Raw genomic sequence first — 16,560 nt, 5'->3', positions numbered from 1 at the left:
GGTTCTCCCGCCGAGGGCTGAGCGGCTGCTGAAGCCTGTGGGATCAGCGCAGCCCGAAGCGCTCGGCCCAGGCGGTCACGTCGGCGGTCGTCGCATTACCGCCGCAGAGCACCAGACCGAGCCTGGCGTCCTCACCGACGCGTTCCAGCACCCGGCGCGCCGCGGGCAGCAGACAGCCGGCAGCAGGCTCGGCCCAGACCTTCGCGTGGTCGGCCAGGTCGAGGGTGCCCCGTACGGCCTCGGCGTCGGTCACCGTGAGGACATCGGTGACCAGCGCCGAGACGTGTTCGTAGGTGATCGGGGAGACGCTGGGGGCGCTCAGGGTCGAGACGATCGAGGACAGCTCGACCGGCACCGGCCCGCCTGCCTCCAAGGCCGCCGACATGGCTCTCGCACCGTCGGTTTCCACGCCCCAGATCCGTACGCCGGGACGACGCGCGCGCAGCGCGGTGGCGACTCCGGCGATCAGTCCCCCACCGCCGATGCTGACGAGCACGTCGGTGAGTTCCCCGGCGTCCTGCGCGAACTCCAGACCGACCGTGCCTTGAGCCGCGATGACGACGGGGTCGTCGAAGGGGTGGACCAGGGTGAGCCCCTTGGCCCGCAGTTCCTCCACGAGGGCGAACGCGCCGTCCATGGTGTCGACGAGGGTGACGTTCGCTCCGGAGGCCTCGGCGATGTCCACCGCACGGCCGGGGGCGGACCGCGGCATGACGACAGTCGCTTCCACACCCAGCACGCCGGCCATGACCGCCACCCCGATGCCGTGGTTGCCGCCACTCACCGCCACCACTCCGGCAGCCCGTTCGGCCTCGCTGAGCGCGAGCAGCTTCGCCGTCGCACCGCGTGCCTTGAAGGAACCGGTGCGCTGCAACAGTTCCAGTTTCGCGGTGACACGCACACCCAGGAACGCGGAGAGCCCAGGGCTCGGCACTGTCGGGGTCCGCAGCACATGTCCAGTGATCTGCTTGGCTGCGGCTTCCACGTCCGCAACGGTGATCAACACATTCGCCTCCGTCACATGATCCGGACCGCGGTGACCGGGATCCGTGCCCCCCACGGTAGAAGGGCGGCACCCACGTGAAGGCCTCGCCCGCGCACGGCGATCGACAGCGCGGCCCTCCGATCACCCCATGCCGCCCGCCTGCCGCACGTACGGGGCGATCCCCCGTGGAGGAACCCGGCCCACCACCCGGCCACACCGTTGCGTGCACCATCACGAGCACCAGCCCGGCACGTCCACGGTGAAGCACACGCGAACGCGTCCCGGGACCGGGACCCGGGGACGGCGCCTGGCGCGCGGTTCACGGTTCGATCGGGTAATCAGGAACCGTGAACGAGAACGCGACCGACCCCTTCGTGCATGTCCGTGGGGCCAGCGAGAACAATCTGCGGAACATCGATGTCGACGTTCCGCGGAACGCGCTGGTCGCCTTCACCGGCATCTCCGGTTCGGGCAAGTCCTCGCTCGCGTTCGGCACGCTCTACGCGGAGGCCCAGCGGCGCTACTTCGAGTCCGTGGCACCCTACGCTCGAAGGCTGCTGCAACAGGCCGGCGTGCCGCACGTGCAGGAGATCACCGGACTGCCACCAGCCGTGGCCCTGCAGCAACGACGCGGATCGCCCGGTTCGCGCTCGACGGTCGGCACCCTCACCACCCTGTCGAATCTGCTGCGCCTGCTGTACTCCCGAGCCGGCACCCACCCGCCCCGGGCCGCACGGCTGGAAGCCGAGTCGTTCTCCCCCAACACCGCGGCCGGCGCCTGCCCGCAGTGCCACGGACTGGGCGTCGTGCACGACGTCGCCGAGGACCTGCTCGTCCCGGATCCCTCGCTGAGCATCCGCGAGGGGGCGATCGCCGCCTGGCCGGGCGCCTGGCAGGGCGCCAACCTGCGCAGTGTCGTGAACGGCCTGGGGATCGACATCGACCGCCCGTGGCGCCGACTCAGGAAGAAGGACCGGGACTGGCTGCTGTACACGGAGGAGCAGCCCTCCGTGTACATCGAGCCGGAGGAGGACCGCGTCGACTACGGCTACCAGGGGAGGTTCTGGAGCGCCCGCAAGCACGTCATGCACGTCCTCGCCGACTCCAAGAGCGAGAAGACGCGCGAACGGGCGCTGCGGTTCGTCAGGAGTGTGCCCTGCCCCGCGTGTCACGGCAGCGGACTGCGGCCCGAGGCGCTCGCCGTGACCTTCGCCGGACGTTCCATCGCCGAGATCAACGCGATGCCGCTCACCGAGGTCGCGGCGCTGCTGCGACCCGTCGCCGAGCGGTCCGAGGCCGAGGCCACCACGTCGGCCGCCCGATCCGGGGAGACGACCGAGGCCGCGGTCCGGATCTGCGGCGATCTTGTCGCGCGGATCGAGGTGCTGCTCGACCTGGGCCTGGGATACCTCGGCCTCGGGCGCCGCTCGACGACCTTGTCACCGGGCGAGGCGCAGCGCCTGCGGATCGCCACCCAGCTGCGCTCGGGGCTGTTCGGTGTCGTCTACGTCCTCGACGAACCCTCCGCGGGCCTGCACCCGGCTGATGCGGAACCGCTGCTGAGGGTACTGGACCGGCTCAGGGCGGCGGGCAACTCGCTGTTCGTCGTGGAGCACGACATGGACGTGGTACGGCGGGCGGACTGGGTGGTCGACATCGGCCCCGGTGCGGGGGAGGACGGCGGACGCGTGCTGTACAGCGGCCCGGTCGCCGGCCTGGAGCAGGTGGGGGATTCGGCCACGGGCCACTACCTGTTCGGGCGTGCCCGGCCGCTCGATCACCGCCCGCGCGCCCCTCACGGCTGGCTGCACCTGCGCGGCGTCTCCCGCCACAACCTGCACGACGTGTCCGTCGACATACCGCTCGGCGTACTGACGGCGGTGACCGGCGTGTCCGGTTCCGGGAAGTCGACGCTGGTCACGCAGGTGCTCGCCGAAGTCGTCCGCGACCACCTCGGAGTCGCGCCCGGGGAGCCCGGCGAGGCGCAGCTGGAGGTCGACGTCCAGGACGCGTCGGGGGTCGAGTCGTTCGACCGGCTGGTCCGGGTCGACCAACGGCCCATCGGCCGAACGCCCCGGTCCAACCTGGCCACGTACACCGGGATGTTCGACGCGGTGCGCAGACTGTACGCGGCAACGGACGAAGCAAGGGCTCGCGGCTACTCGGCCGGACGGTTCTCCTTCAACGTGCCCGAGGGACGGTGCGGGACCTGCCAGGGCGAAGGATTCGTCGCGGTGGAACTGCTGTTCCTGCCCGGCACCTACGCGCCGTGCCCGACCTGCGGAGGCGCCCGGTACAACGCCGAAACGCTGGAAGTCACCCATCGCGGCAAGAACATCGCGGAAGTGCTGTCGCTGTCCGTCGACGCCGCCGCCGAGTTCCTGTCCGACCTCCCCGCCGCCTCCCGCGGCCTTGAGACGTTGCGCGAGGTGGGACTGGGGTACCTGCGGCTGGGCCAGCCCGCGACGGAACTCAGCGGCGGTGAGGCGCAACGCATCAAACTGGCCACCGAGCTGCAACGAGCCCGCCGCGGGCACGCGCTCTACCTGCTCGACGAGCCGACGGCGGGGCTGCACCCCGCGGACACCGCGCTCCTGCTGCGACAGCTGCACCGGCTCGTCGACGCCGGCAACACGGTCGTCCTCGTCGAGCACGACCTGGACGCGATCGCCACCGCCGACTGGGTCGTCGACCTCGGCCCGGGCGGCGGCGACAAGGGCGGGCGGGTGGTCGCGGCAGGCCCGCCGGCCAAAGTGGCGAAGGCCCGGCGCAGCGCCACCGCCCCCTATCTCGCGGCCCGGCTCACGCGCTCCTGACGACGGTGGGCCTTTTCCAACCCGGCCACGAGCGCAACCGGCCGTGCTCGGCAGAACGTCCGGAGAAGCAGCGGCCGGCTGCGAATCCGCCGGTGACAAGCCCCTCACCGAGCGGCCCGTCCCCTTGTCGGCACGTCCCCTTGTCGGCACGTCCGTGACCAGCGCGGCCGCGAGATCGGAAAGGCCCACCGGTGGGAGTCGTGGCGGTTCTCGGCGGTCAACAACACCGACCAGGCGTTCGTCTTCTGGAAGAGCGCCGATCGCCCGCACGGAGGCGGACACAAGCGAGTCGACGGCGGCACCATGGCGCCTCTGCCCTTCAGCGCGTTGGCATCGCCGCCGACCTGACGGGCGATCCCGGCCTTCCGCGCCGACTCCGATGCCCGGTTTCGCCCCTCCCCCGATGTCTCCCTTCCGGCCTTGCGGGCGAACAGACACCCCCAAAGGGCCGAAGGCCGTCGCCGTGCCCCACCGCCTCCACCTCCTCCACCTCCTCCACCGCCTCCACCGCCTCCACCTCCTCCAGGAAACCGTCCGAACGACCACACCGGTCGGGCAGACTGGCAGCCGACCGGGAAGCCGAGCGGAAGCCGTGGGGGACTGGAGTGAAGTACGCGATGCTGGTGGGGCCGGCCGCGGCGCCGGACGGCGCGGCACGGCTGGAGGTGCCGGACGGCGCCACCCTGGACGGCACCGCCGGCGCGCTCGACCTGCTGTTCGCGACCCGGCCGGCGTTGGACCGTGTGGTCCTCGTCGTGGACGGCACCGTCGTCGGAATCAGCACCCGGGCCCACCTGAGCACCGTGCGCGCCCTCGGGGTCGTACGGGGCGCGGGCGAGGAGGACCGCGGCCGCCAGCCGGTCGAATCCACCCAGTACACCGTGCTGACCTTCCGCTGTCCGTCCTGCGAGCGGACGGCCTGGACCGCCTTCTACGACGAGCGGTACCGGCCGAGGTGCGAGGCGGACGGCCACGGGGCGATGGAACTGCGGTGAGCCACCGATGAGCCAGACCGGCCTCGCCGCCGTCGCGACAGCGCCCGCCGGTCTCGCCTCGGGTGGCTCCGGACGGTTCTTCCTCGTCTCCTACCTCCCCACCTACGCGGGGGCGTTGAGCATCCTGTGGTTGGTCTGGGCGGGCGCCCCCGGCGCCCTGTCGATGCGCCGCGCCTGGCGCACCGCCGCCGGACTCGGTGTCGGCGAGATCGTGCTGATCGCCGCCGGTGTCACCGTCGTCGCCGTCGTCTTCCAGCCCCTGCAACTGGCCATGGTGCGGTTGCTCCAGGGCGGCTGGCCGGACGCCCTCGGCGCGGGGCTCTGCCGCGCCCGGCAGCGCCGCCGCAAGGCCCGCCTCGAACGCCGTACGGTCCTGCCCCTGGCAGCGGGTGACGGGGCGCCGCCGGAGGTGACGGCGGCAGCCGTGCAGCGGGCCGGTGCGGCCGCCGCGCGCCTGCGGCGCCGGTACCCGCTGCCCGACCACCTCGTCCGGCCCACCGCCCTGGGCAACGTCCTGACCGCCACCTTCGACACCGCAGGCCGTGACCACGGCTGGGACGCGGCGGCTGCTTGGTCCCGGCTCTACCCGGTCCTCGGCGACCGGTCCCGCGCCCTCGTCGACGACTCCCGCGACTCCCTGGACGGCGCCGTGCGGTTCGCCGTCACCGGGGGAGCCACCGCGCTTGCCACCGCCGTACTGCTGTGGTCCAGCGGGTGGTGGCTCGCCCTCGTCCTGATCCCCCTGGCCGTCGCCTGCCTCGCCTACCACGGTGCCGTCCAGGCGGCAGTCGCCCACGGAGACGCCGTCCACACCGCGTTCGACCTGCACCGCTTCGACCTGCTGCGGGCTCTGCACCTTCCGCTGCCGGCCGGCCTCGACGAGGAGCGGATCCTGGCCTCGGCCCTGTGCGCGTCCTGGCGGCAGGGGCTGCCGCCACCGAACGCGTACGAGCATCCCGAAGTACCGCCCGCCGTCTGAGCCATTGGGGCACCGGGCCGCGCCGAGGCGCCCTACGGTGGCTCCATGCCAGCGATGGGAGAGCGCCGCGGCGACGACCGCGTCCAGGCTCTGCACGACTGCGGACTGCGGGAACTCGACGACTACATCCGCTCCCGTGACCCCGCCGCCCTCGAACGGGCCCGGCTCGCGTTCCACATGACCGTGGCCTCCCTCGGCCCGCGCACCCCCGACCGACACGTCCATTTCCGGAACCTCGCCCACACCGAGGAACTGGTACACCAGAAGACCGGCGCCCCCGGCCCGCTGCAGGACGCCCTCGCCCTCTATCGCCGGGCCCTCGCCGAGGCTCCGGCCGACCACCCCTACCGGCCCGCCTACGCCTACGGACTCGGGCGCGCCCTGCGCCGGCTGTACGGAGCGACCGGTGACCCCGGTCACCTCGACGAGGCCGTCGAGTGGCAGCGGCGGGCACTGTCCGGCGGGCCGGAGGCCCGGGGGGAGGCCGCCGCCCAGCTGGCCGGTCTCGCCGAGACGCTCTTCGACCGCAACCTCCTGACCGGCGACCGGGGCGACCTGGAGGAGTGCGTGGCGCTGTACCGCCACGCCGTACGGCTCACCCCCGAGGCCGAACAGGAGGACCTCGCGATCCGGCTGGTCAACCTCGGCTCCGCACTCGGCGCCCTCCACAGGCTGACCCGGGACCCCGGCCACCGCGACGATTCCATCGACGCCCACTCCCGGGCCCTCGCCCTGCTGCCCGCCGACCGCCCGCAGCAGCGGCAGGCCCTGCTCGACGGCCTCGCACGGGCGTTGCAGGACCGCTACGACACCGTGGGCCGGCTGGAGGACCTCGACACGGTGATCGCCCTGCGCCTGCGCGCCGTCTCGAACGCCGAACCCGGCACCACCGAGCACGGCGAGGCCGCCCTGCAGGCCGCCGACGCGCTCCTGGACCGGGCTGTCGGGACCGGCCGGCCCCACTTCACGGACCAGGCGATCGCCGTGCTCCGGCACGCCATCGCCGGCCGACCCGCCGACAGCGCCGAACGCGCCGTGCTGATCGGCACGCTGGGATCGGCGTACGACACTCGGTACGACCTGACCGGGGAGGCCGGCTCCCTGGACCGGGCCATCGACCTGCTCCGGGCGGCCGTGGACGCACCCGGCATCGGGCCCCACAACGCCTGCGCCCTGCGCACCAGACTCTCCGCCGCCCTGCGGACCCGTCACGCGGCGCGCGGAGACCTCGCCGACCTCGAATCGGGGATCGCGGTCCACCGCGACGCCATGGCCACCGGGGCGGACCTGGACGCGGCGCACCGGGCCCTCCACCAAGCGAGCCTCGCCGGGTGCCTGCACCAGCGCTTCGGCGTCCACGGCGACATCACGGATCTCGACCGATGCGCCGAACTGTGCCGCCAGGCCCTGCTGGTGCTGCCCGAGGGGGACGCGAACCGTCCGGTCGTCCTCGTGCTGCTCGGCGACACCCACCTCGCCCGGTTCTTCCACACTGCCCGGCCGGAGGCGCTGGGCCCGGCGCTCGGCGCCTTCCGACAGGCCCTCGACGCCGCCCCTCCCAAGCTGCGGGCGGCCGCGATGGGCAGCCTCGCCCGCGCCCTCCTCGCCCGCTTCGACCACGCCGGAGGCACACCGACCGACCTGGACGAGGCGATCGGCCTGCAACGCCACGCCATGAGCCTGATGACCACCCAGCGGGAGGTAGCCGGATTCAGCCTCGCCCAGTCCCTGCGCAGCCGCTACGAGATCAGCCACGACCTCGCGGACCTCCAGGAGTCCGTGGACCTCCTTCGTGCCGTCGTGCGGGACCGCCCCCGGGACGACCCCGACCGGACCAAGCCCGGCACGGCGCTCGCCGAGGGCCTGTACAGCCTGCACCTGCGGACCGGGGACCGCGATCTGCTCACGGAGGCCGCCGTCGTCGCCCGCGACATCACGACGGTCGCCTCCGCCCCGGTGCGCGAACGGCTCGCCGCCCACGTCACCTGGGGCCAGGTGTCCGGCGTGCTGGAGGACTGGGAGACGGCGTGGCGCGCCCTGCGCACGGCCACGTCGCTGCTGCCCGAGCTGGCGACGCGCAGCCTCACCCGCAGCGACCAGCAGTACGCGCTCGCCCGCCTGCCGGGCATCGCGGCGGAGGCCGCCGCCTACGCCCTCCAGGCCGGGCGGCCCGAGGAAGCCCTGGAAGTCCTCGAACACGGCAGGGGAGTGCTCCTCGGACGGCTGCTGCGGACCCGGGACCTCGACCTCGACCGGCTGCGCCGGCAGGCGCCCGCCCTGGCCGACGAGTTCCTGCGGCTGCGCGAGGAGGAGACCGGCGGGCCGGCCGGACTCCCGGGGCCGGCGGCCGCGACCGAACAGGCCGCCGAACGGCGTCGCGCCCACGCCGCCGCGTGGCAGCGCCTGCTGGGCCGGATCCGGGCCCTGCGGGGGTTCAACGGCTTCCTGCGCCCGTCCTCGGCCGAGGAGATCCTGCGCCAGGCCGGCGACGGACCCGTCGTGCTCCTCAACATCAGCATCCGCTGCGACGCCGTCATCGTGGCCGACGGCACGATCGACGTCCTGCCGCTGAAGGTGCGCTCCGAGACCGTGGCCGAGCAGGTCGCCGTCTTCCTCGACGCCACCCGTGCCGCGGCCCGGCCCGGAGCCTCCCTGGAGGAGATCTGGTCCGCGCAGGAGACCCTCTCCGGCGTACTGGAATGGCTGTGGGACACCGTCACCGGCCCTGTGCTCCGACGCCTCGGTCACACCGGACCACCCGCCCCGGGGGAGCGGCCCCCGCGGATCTGGTGGTGCCCGCAGGGCACACTCGCCTTCCTGCCGCTGCACGCCGCCGGTTATCACGGCCCCCGGGCCGACCCGGACCGGCCGCGCTGCGCCCTGGACCTCGCCGTCTCCTCCTACACCCCGACCATCGGGGCCCTGCACCACGCGCGCCGACGGCCCGAACCCGCCCCGTCGGGCGCGCGGTCGCCACTGATCGTGGCCATCGGCGACACGCCGGGGGCCGCGCCCCTGCCGAGCGCCCTGCGCGAAGCGGAAGCGGTGCGGGCGCTGCTGCCCGGAACCACCCGGGCACCCCTGCTCACCGGCGCCGAGGCCACCCGCGTCCGGGTGCGGGAGGCCCTGCGTTCCAGCCCGTACGTCCATCTCGTCTGCCACGCCGTCACCGACCCGCACGACCCCTCAGCCTCGCGCATCCTCACTCACGACCACCTGGAAGGGGCGCTGACCGTTGCGGACATCTCCGCCCTGCGGCCGTCGGGAGCCTGCCTGGCCTACCTCTCCAGCTGTTCCACGTCCGGGACCCGCCCCGAGCTCGCGGACGAGGCGATCCACATCACCAGCGCCTTCCAACTCGCCGGATACCGCCATGTCGTGGGCACGCTGTGGCCCGTGACGGACCAGATCGCCCCGCGCATCGCCCAGTCCTTCTACGGCCGGCTCCCGCACGGCCCCGCGCACGCGCTGCACGCGGCCGTCCGGCAGGCGCACACGGAGCATCCGCTGCTCCCGTCGCTGTGGGGAGCGCACGTCCACATCGGTCCATGAGCCCTCCGCGGGTGCTAACCCCGGGCGATGCGGACCATGCGCAGGTTCTCCCGGGCCTTCGCCGTGCGAGGGTCGGCCGTGCCGTAGAGCCGCTCGTGGCCGGCGACGACCAGGCGGCACTCCTCCTCGGCCTGGGCGTGCCGACCCGCGTTGAAGAAGGTGGCGGCCAGGCTGGTGCGGTACTTCAGGACGTCCGGATGGTCGGGGCCGTGCAACCGTTCCATGCCCACGACGGCCGTCCGCAGCTCAGACGCGGCCTCCTCGACCTTGCCAAGCGCCTGAAGCATGGCGCCCAGGGTGGCGTGTGCGGAGAGCGTGTCCGGGTGGCCGGCGCCCTTGGTCTCCACCGACTGCCGCACCCCGTCGTGCATCGACCGCACGGCCTGGGCGACGTGCCCCAGGCGGTACTGGACGGCGGCGTGGTTGATCCGGGCCGTCAGGGTCAGCTCCGAGGTCCGGCCCAGCAGGCGCTCGGCGTCGCGCAGCACCGAGAGGTAGAGCGCTCCGGCCTCCTCCAGCGCGCCCCGGGCCCGCAGCACCCCGGCCAGGGTGTTCCGGCTGCCGAGCGTGTCCTCGTGCTCGGGCCCCAGCACCCGCGTCCGGCGTTCGAGCGCGGTGCGCGCCAGTCGCTCCGCCTCCTCGTGCCGCCCCAGGGCGAGCACGACGAGGGCCAGATCCCCCAGCGCGGCGAGCGTGTCCGGGTGGTCCGGGCCCAATGTCGTCTCGCGCTGGGCGAAGACGGAACGGCGCAGCCGCTCCGCGTCCTCAGGCCGTCCACGAGCCCGTAACAGGGAGGCGAGAGCGGCCTCCGCCGCCAGGGTATCCGGGTGCGCGGGCCCGAGGTCCGCCCTGCGCTCCGCCATGACCCAGCGGAAGACCTCCTCCGCTTCGTCGAACTCTCCTTCCTGGCGGAGTTGCTCGGCCAGTTCGAAGGAGAGCCGTACGACGTCCGGATGGTGCGGGTCGTGTTCGGCCGCGAGGTGGCTCAGCTTCAGGCGCGTCATCCCGGAAGGCGTCAGGGAGAGCTTCACATTCATCACGGGGACGCCGTCCTCGCCCTCGTACCGGGTGATCCGGTACGAGCCCAGGCCCTCCAGCTCGCCCTCGTCGGCGGCCCCGCCCGGTGCCGGTGAGGACCCGGGCACGGGAGCCGAGGGCGGCTGGGTCCGGGCGGCCGGGCTCTCCGTCCCCGGGCGCGTGCCCCGACCGCGCCGGCGGAACCGCCACCTGCCCCGACCCGCCCCGTCCGTATCGGTCATCCCCGCTCCTTCGTCGGCCGAGGGAGTCGTTCCCCGTCCACCGGCGGTTCACCCCCGCGTGTCCGCCGTCGCGGCGCACGTCCGAGGCGGAGACGCCGGACACTGCGGCGGCGCTCGCGAGGCCGAGCAGGGCCACGCGCCGGCTCCACGAGGGCCCGGACGACGTCCTGGCAATGTCTCACGTCGGCCGAGCGAGCCGGAAGGAACGACGAGCCGCCCCGCCGGCCCGTGGACGACACGGGTTGCGGTGCCGAGACCGGCGCAGCCGCCACAGGGCCGCCGTGCCGCCCGAGAACCTGACGTCCTGTCATGACCGGCCCTTCACGGAGCGGGGCACGACGTCCGCCCAAGACGCCGGGGGCGGGCCCCTCTCCCACCGGACGGCGGCGAGCACCTCACCGACCCCGGCCGTCGCCGGACGACGTGTCCCCATCGAGCAACGTGACCGGCTCTCCGCCACCACGTCGGGTCGGTCATGCACAAGATCACCACCGCGCTCGCCGCCATGCTCCTCGCCACCGGCCTTACCTCCGCCGCGGCCACCGCGCCCTCCCTCTCCCCCCAGCTCGTTCTCAACCGGAGCGCAGTCGGGCACGCAGGACTACCGCACCGTCCCCTTCCAGGTCCTGGCAGGCCGCTGCGCGGCCCGCCATCCCCATCACCAGCGAGAGGGTCGGCCCCCGGAGCAGATTCCCCGAGCCGGTGGTGAACGGTCCGTCGGTGGCTTCGAGCCGCAAGCCCGCGATCGCGGTCTTGCCCGCGACAGTGAAATCACGGCTGGCGAAGAACCGGGCCACGGCGGTCGTCGTGGCCACCGGGGGCGTCCGCACGAGTCCCAACGGCCGACGGATGTCCTCGCCGTGGACGACTGTCTCGCCCAGCCAGGCCGCAGTGTGTCCTGTCGGCCCGGCGGGCCCGGCGACCACCGCGCGAAATCGCCGCAAGGTCTCTTCAGGTGTGGCACCACGGTGCTGTGCGAGCCGTCGGTCGTTGTGCAGGTCGGGGTCGAACCGCGCGGCCAGCATGCTCAGCAGCCAGCGCCACATCCCCGTACTGGCTCCTGCCGTCAGATGGGCCACGACCTCCTCCACGGTCCAGCGTCCGCACAGTGATGCCGTCGCCCACTGGGCCTCGCTGAGCCCAGCGAGGTCTTGAACGAGCGCCAACCGCTCGACGCGGTTCGCCCGTTCCAGAGCCTCCCGGGTTTCCAGGACGTGTGATTCGGCCACAGGGCAGCCTCCAGAGATCGAGTGTTCTCCCTCAGACTTCGATCGCCGCCCACACTCATCGACCGCGCCCGCGTAGGAGCTGTCCCGTTGTCCCGTGAGGCCGATGCTCCGGATGCGGTGCGTGACGGTCCGTGGGGCAAGGTGGGGGCATGACTTCGTACGAGACGATGCCGTTCCACCTCGAGACCGAGCGGCTGTTGCTGCGGCCATGGGTCGAGTCGGACGCCGCTGAGTTCTGCGCCCTCCTCTCCGAACGCGGCAAGGGGACCCCCACGGTTGAGCACATCCGGGCGTCCATCGCGGAGCTGCTCACCGCGACGGCCGCTACGGGGATCGCCCTGTTGCCCATCCAGCGCCGTGACGAAGGTGACTTCATCGGCTACTGCGGGCTGGTCATCGGCCGCTCGACCCTGGAGGAGCCCGAAATCGCGTATGAGCTGTTCCAGCGCGCGCATGGGCGTGGCTACGCCACCGAGGCGGCCAGCGCGGTGCTCGATGCCGCTACCGCGACCGGGCGGAAACGGCTCTGGTCGACCGTCGGCGCGTGGAACGCACCGTCGCTCCGTGTCCTTGAGAAGCTCGGGTTCGAGCGGGATCACGTCTCCACGGAAGACAACGGTGAAGTGGTGTGGCTCACACGCTCGTTGCCATGACGCGAGGTCACGCCCCAGGCGCAGATCGTGATCTTCGTGTCTGGGCTGCGGCGTGTCGACGACAACGGCCGGCCTGTGATCGTGCCCGATGGCGGCGTCGCCAGCCGGCTCGTCCTCGCCGGCGCGGGGCGGTAACGGAGTCACGCTCACACGCGCCGAGCGGCCCGCACCGACCAGGTGCGGGCCGCTCGTCCACCAGGGGGTCTGCCGGAGGGGGAAGTCCGCCAGACCCTGCCATATCCAGAGCGCGGCCGAGCGCTCCACCCCCGCATGCCCCCGATGTTCCCATCCACACTCTCGGCGCCCAGAAGAAGACCGACCGGTCCGATGGCCCGGACCCTTCGGCGGCCGGGCCGTCGGTCCTACGGGGAGGTCAGGAGGGGCGCCGGGCTCTCGATCCTCTCGACGCCGTTCAGGAAGTCGAGTTCGTCGAAGGGGGTCTCGGTGTAGAAGCGCTGCCAGAGGTCGGCCACCTCGGTCGGGCGTTCCAGCAGCGAGAGGTGGTCGGTCTCCTTGACCGTGGTGAACCGGGCGCGGGGGAAGAGTTCGGCCACCCGGCGGCTGTGGGAGGGCGGGGTGAGGGTGTCGTACTCGCCGGTGAAGGCCAGGCAGGGGACGTCGGGGAGGCGGCCGGAGGCGTAGACGCCGTGGCGGAGCACGCGGTCGCTGTGCTCGGCGTCCATGCGCAGTTCGTGCGCGGTGCGGTCCATGCCCTGGCGGTGGAGCATCCGGGTCATGACGTTGCGCTTGCGCACGGGCCCGAGCTCCGCGGGTGCCGTGAACGCCGCCACCATGCCGGAGGCGTAGCCGGCGCGGTCGCCCTGCCGGAGCATGTCGGTCCACCCCGCGACCGCCGCCTTGAAGTTCTCGGGCACCACCAGGGTCGTGCCGGCCAGGATCATGCTGCGCACGGCCTCCGGGTGGCGTTGGGCGAAGCGCAGTGCCACGTTGCCCCCGTAGCAGGCTCCCATCAGGTGGACGGCGGGGTGGCCGAGACTGGTCACCATGTGGTGGACCGTGTCGGCCAGGAAGTCCAGGCCGTAGCCGGCCGGGAGGAAGTCGGCGGAGCCGTATCCGGGCAGGTCCACGGTGATCACCGGGGTCGTCGGCGTCAGCCGCGGTTCGTGCCTGACCCAGGTGTAGCGGTCCTGCGCGGATCCTCCCAGGATCACCACCGGCACCGTCCCCGGGGCCGCCGAGGACCGCACGACCCGTGCGTGGTAGGCGAAGCCCTCGTACGACAGCCGGTGCTCCACGGGCGTCCCGTCCGTGCGCGTCCTGCCGATTTCCGTTGTCACCGTGGGCCTCCTCCGGGAGCGTGTCGCCGTCGCCGGGCAACTCCCTGTGAACGACCGGGGCCCGGTTGCGTTACTCCGGTTCGGCGACGACGCCACAGCGCCCCGCGTCGTCGTGGACGCGGGGCGCTGCGGCTCGGGGGCTGCCGACCGTCAGGTGCGGTAGGCGTAGTACGCGGCGTTCGGGTAGGACGAGATGATGCTCGTCACCGAACGGCGCAGGGTGTTGGTGGAGTGGTACGTCAGGTACGGCACGCCGTTGCGGCGGGACGTGACGATCATGGTGTGGTCCTTGGACCCGTCCTTGTTGAAGTCGACCTGGAGGACGTCGCCGACGTCCAGCTGGTAGACGTTGGCGAGGCTGGTGGTGCGCTTGGAGTTCTGCGCGAACCAGGACCACTCGTTGACGCCGATGAAGGAGTGCGACTGGATGTCGGCGGTGCCGAACCAGCGCGTGTAGTCGTAGACGTAACCGGGCACGTGCTTCCAGCCGCCGGCCTTGAGGGACTGGCTGACGAAGTTGGTGCAGTCGCCGCCCGCGCCGGCCCCGTTGAAGTTGGGGTAGGCCGGGTTGTAGTTCGTCCAGTACTTCTCCGCGTACGCGGCCATCGCCTTGTAGTCGTACTCGCCGCCGGTGAGGTTCTTGGGGGCGGCCGGCGGGCGCTTGGTGATGGCGGCGCGGGGCGCCGACGGAGTGGTGGTGGTCTTGGCCGCCACGGTGGCGGTCATCGGCTGGGCGAGCTGGTTGACCGCGAGGTAGCCGTCGCCGGTCTCGCGGATCTTCGTGAGCTTCCAGGAGCCCTTCTTGTCCGCCTTGAACGTGAGTTCGTGACGGGCCTGGAAGCCGGTGGTGCCCGGCTCGCCGCCGGTGACCTTCGCGTAGGTCAGGGTGGTGTTCTCGGTGACCGTGACGACGGCGGTGCGGCCCTTGACGTCGGTGCGGCCCAGGGTGACCGTGGTGCTGCCGGCGCTGTACTTCTCGCCGTTGTCGGCCAGCCGGTTCTTGCGGTCGCCGAGCTGCCTCAGGGCGGTGTCCTCGGTGCGGCCGATGTCCGAGGAGAGCTCCACCTTGCCGGAGAAGCCCTTGGTGAGGGCCTTCTTGCCGCCGTGGCGCGGCTGGTCGACCAGGGCGTTGGTGCGGTCGGTGAAGACCGCGTCGGCCAGGCTCTGGAAGGCGGCCTTGGTCTTGGCGTCGACCTGGGGCTCGGCCGCCGTGGAGGCGCCCGCGTTCCAGTTGGGCAGCAGTGCGGCCCCCGCGACGGCCGATGCGGCGGCCGCCGTGAGTATCGTCGCCCGGCGTCGCGTGTGCTTCAGTTTTCTTGACTTCACTGGCGTTTTCCCCTCTTTCCCCGGCATAGGACCGCCGAGGTAAGCGGCATCTTCGCATGCCTTGTGCGGCTCGTGTGAAGGAGGTGGGGTGACTGATGCAAGGAGGTTTCCGGACTGTTGTCACCGGGGCGTCGACAGCCGTCGGCGGGTCACTTCACGACGGTGGACCAGTCCGGCGACTGGGCCGGGTCGAGGCTGCGCAGGCGCTCCAGAGTGGCGGGCTTCTGGGCGTCCATCCAGTCGGCGAGCTCCTTGAAGGACACGCACTTGACGTCCTTCTTGGTGCACACGTTCTCGATCATGCGGTCGACGGCCTTCATGTAGATGCCGCCGTTCCACTCCTCGAAGTGGTTGCCGATGAACAGCGGGGCGCGGCTGCCGTAGTAGACGCGGTCGAATCCGGCCATGTAGGTGTCCAGGGTCTCCTGCTGCCACTTCGGGTACATGGCCGGATCGCCGTCGGTCTTGCCCTCGGACTGGTTGTAGAGGAAGTTGAAGTCCATGGACAGGCCCTGGTACTTGCCGCCCTCGTACGGGAGCATCTGGAGCGGGAAGTCCCAGATGCCGTTCTTCTTCTTCGGCCATATCTGGAAGTCGCCGGCGGAGCTGGCGTCGTAGCGCCAGCCGTAGCCCTTGGCGGCCTGGAGGAGGTTGGCCTGGCCTTCGAGGCAGGGGGCGCGGCCGCCGGAGACCTCGCGGCGTATGTCGAACGGCAGCGGGTCGAGGTCGGTCCTGCCGGTGTTGGTCTTCCACTTCTCGACGAAGCCGTAGAACTGGTCGATCTCGCTCTTCCACTCCGGCACGCTCCAGTCGCCGCCGCCCTTCGGGCCGCAGAAGTGCCCGTTGAAGTGGGTGCCGATCTCGTTGCCGTCCTTCCAGGCCCCGGCGAGCTGCTCCAGGGTGGTGTAGACGTGCTCGTCGGTGGGGAAGCTGATGGCCGCGCTGCCGCGGGAGTGCTGCGGCGGGTCGTACAGGTCCTTCTTGCCCTTGGGCAGCAGGTAGATGCCGGTGAGGAAGAAGGTCATGTGGGCGTCGTGCCGGTTGGCCATCTCCCGGTAGTGCGCGAACAGTCCGTCGTCGCCCTGGAGGGCGCCGTCCCAGGAGAAGACGACGAACTGCGGGGGCTTCTCGCCGGGCTTGAGGGGCTCGGGCTTCAGCTGCTCCTTCTGCGGGCCGGTGTACGAGGTCGAGCCGTCGCCGATCACCTTGACCTTGCCGTCCCAGGCCGGTTCCCCCGAGGCCCCGGACACCGGCTGGCGCGGCGAGCCGTTCGTCGCGGACGCGGTCGGGGCGGTGTCGTCGGTGCCGGAGAGCACCAGGTAGCCGCCGACGGTGGAGGCGACGACGAGGAGCGCCGCCAGGGCGAGCGTTCCGGGGCGGGCGGGGAGACGGCGGGGCGCGGGGTCCTTGCGGCGTCGGCCCGACGGCTTGTTCATCTGCGGCTCAATCTCTCGGGGGCCTCAATCTC

At 72.2% G+C, this 16,560-nt stretch carries 11 protein-coding genes; 5 read left to right on the top strand and 6 right to left on the bottom strand.

All coding sequences use genetic code 11. The features are described 5' to 3' along the window. Nucleotides 1–43 precede the first annotated feature (43 nt). Nucleotides 44–1,003 (bottom strand): threonine/serine dehydratase, encoded by a 960-nt coding sequence (locus ACIQKA_RS32475; RefSeq protein ID WP_383153748.1) that lies wholly within the window; start codon nt 1,001–1,003, stop codon nt 44–46. Nucleotides 1,004–1,332: 329 nt separating this feature from the next. Between ACIQKA_RS32475 and uvrA the strand changes: the two genes are divergently transcribed. From uvrA to ACIQKA_RS32455, 4 genes are all read left to right on the top strand, one after another. Beyond that, nucleotides 1,333–3,801 carry an excinuclease ABC subunit UvrA gene (uvrA, locus tag ACIQKA_RS32470; RefSeq protein WP_402543130.1) on the top strand — a complete coding sequence of 823 codons (2,469 nt, stop codon included), beginning with the start codon at nt 1,333–1,335 and terminating at the stop codon, nt 3,799–3,801. A gap of 605 nt (nt 3,802–4,406) precedes the next feature. Continuing rightward, on the top strand, nt 4,407–4,796 hold the full coding sequence (locus ACIQKA_RS32465; RefSeq protein ID WP_375967722.1) for a hypothetical protein: 390 nt from the start codon (nt 4,407–4,409) through the stop codon (nt 4,794–4,796). Nucleotides 4,797–4,803: 7 nt separating this feature from the next. Next, nucleotides 4,804–5,775, top strand: a complete 972-nt coding sequence (locus ACIQKA_RS32460; RefSeq protein WP_383448606.1) for a hypothetical protein — start codon at nt 4,804–4,806, stop codon at nt 5,773–5,775. Nucleotides 5,776–5,820: 45 nt separating this feature from the next. Continuing rightward, a complete protein-coding gene (locus ACIQKA_RS32455; RefSeq protein ID WP_391097048.1) occupies nt 5,821–9,327 on the top strand; it encodes a CHAT domain-containing protein in 3,507 nt (1,168 codons plus the stop codon). A gap of 14 nt (nt 9,328–9,341) precedes the next feature. Here ACIQKA_RS32455 and ACIQKA_RS32450 read toward each other — a convergent pair whose 3' ends face one another. Together ACIQKA_RS32450 and ACIQKA_RS32445 are read right to left on the bottom strand one after the other, a co-directional pair. Then, nucleotides 9,342–10,472 (bottom strand): tetratricopeptide repeat protein, encoded by a 1,131-nt coding sequence (locus ACIQKA_RS32450; protein WP_402543129.1) that lies wholly within the window; start codon nt 10,470–10,472, stop codon nt 9,342–9,344. Nucleotides 10,473–11,158: 686 nt separating this feature from the next. Then, nucleotides 11,159–11,815: a maleylpyruvate isomerase family mycothiol-dependent enzyme gene (locus ACIQKA_RS32445; protein ID WP_402543128.1), complete on the bottom strand. Its 657-nt coding sequence runs from the start codon at nt 11,813–11,815 to the stop codon at nt 11,159–11,161. Nucleotides 11,816–11,964: 149 nt separating this feature from the next. Between ACIQKA_RS32445 and ACIQKA_RS32440 the strand changes: the two genes are divergently transcribed. Then, complete coding sequence (locus tag ACIQKA_RS32440; RefSeq protein WP_383153759.1) at nt 11,965–12,468, top strand: GNAT family N-acetyltransferase; 504 nt, start codon at nt 11,965–11,967, stop codon at nt 12,466–12,468. 362 nt (nt 12,469–12,830) lie between these two features. Here ACIQKA_RS32440 and ACIQKA_RS32435 read toward each other — a convergent pair whose 3' ends face one another. The 3 genes from ACIQKA_RS32435 to ACIQKA_RS32425 all read right to left on the bottom strand — a co-directional run bounded on the left by ACIQKA_RS32435 (nt 12,831) and on the right by ACIQKA_RS32425 (nt 16,528). Beyond that, entirely contained in the window at nt 12,831–13,766 is a 936-nt protein-coding gene (locus ACIQKA_RS32435; protein ID WP_402543127.1) for an alpha/beta fold hydrolase, read from the bottom strand. Nucleotides 13,767–13,916: 150 nt separating this feature from the next. Continuing rightward, nucleotides 13,917–15,092: an amidase domain-containing protein gene (locus ACIQKA_RS32430; protein ID WP_383153763.1), complete on the bottom strand. Its 1,176-nt coding sequence runs from the start codon at nt 15,090–15,092 to the stop codon at nt 13,917–13,919. A gap of 149 nt (nt 15,093–15,241) precedes the next feature. Continuing rightward, nucleotides 15,242–16,528: a hypothetical protein gene (locus ACIQKA_RS32425; protein ID WP_383153765.1), complete on the bottom strand. Its 1,287-nt coding sequence runs from the start codon at nt 16,526–16,528 to the stop codon at nt 15,242–15,244. Nucleotides 16,529–16,560: the final 32 nt, after the last annotated feature.

The sequence above is a fragment of the Streptomyces sp. NPDC092045 genome, assembly GCF_044756005.1.
Taxonomy (GTDB): Bacteria; Actinomycetota; Actinomycetes; order Streptomycetales; family Streptomycetaceae; genus Streptomyces.
The sequence above is the reverse complement of the archived record's forward strand: the minus strand, read 5'-3'. Positions and strand labels throughout refer to the sequence as shown.

Coding starts and splice junctions, on each gene's coding strand:
- ACIQKA_RS32440 (WP_383153759.1), top strand. CDS start 11,965: ATGACTTCGTACGAGACGATGCCGTTCCACCTCGAGACCGAGCGGCTG.
- ACIQKA_RS32460 (WP_383448606.1), top strand. CDS start 4,804: ATGAGCCAGACCGGCCTCGCCGCCGTCGCGACAGCGCCCGCCGGTCTC.
- ACIQKA_RS32425 (WP_383153765.1), bottom strand. CDS start 16,528: ATGAACAAGCCGTCGGGCCGACGCCGCAAGGACCCCGCGCCCCGCCGT.
- ACIQKA_RS32455 (WP_391097048.1), top strand. CDS start 5,821: ATGCCAGCGATGGGAGAGCGCCGCGGCGACGACCGCGTCCAGGCTCTG.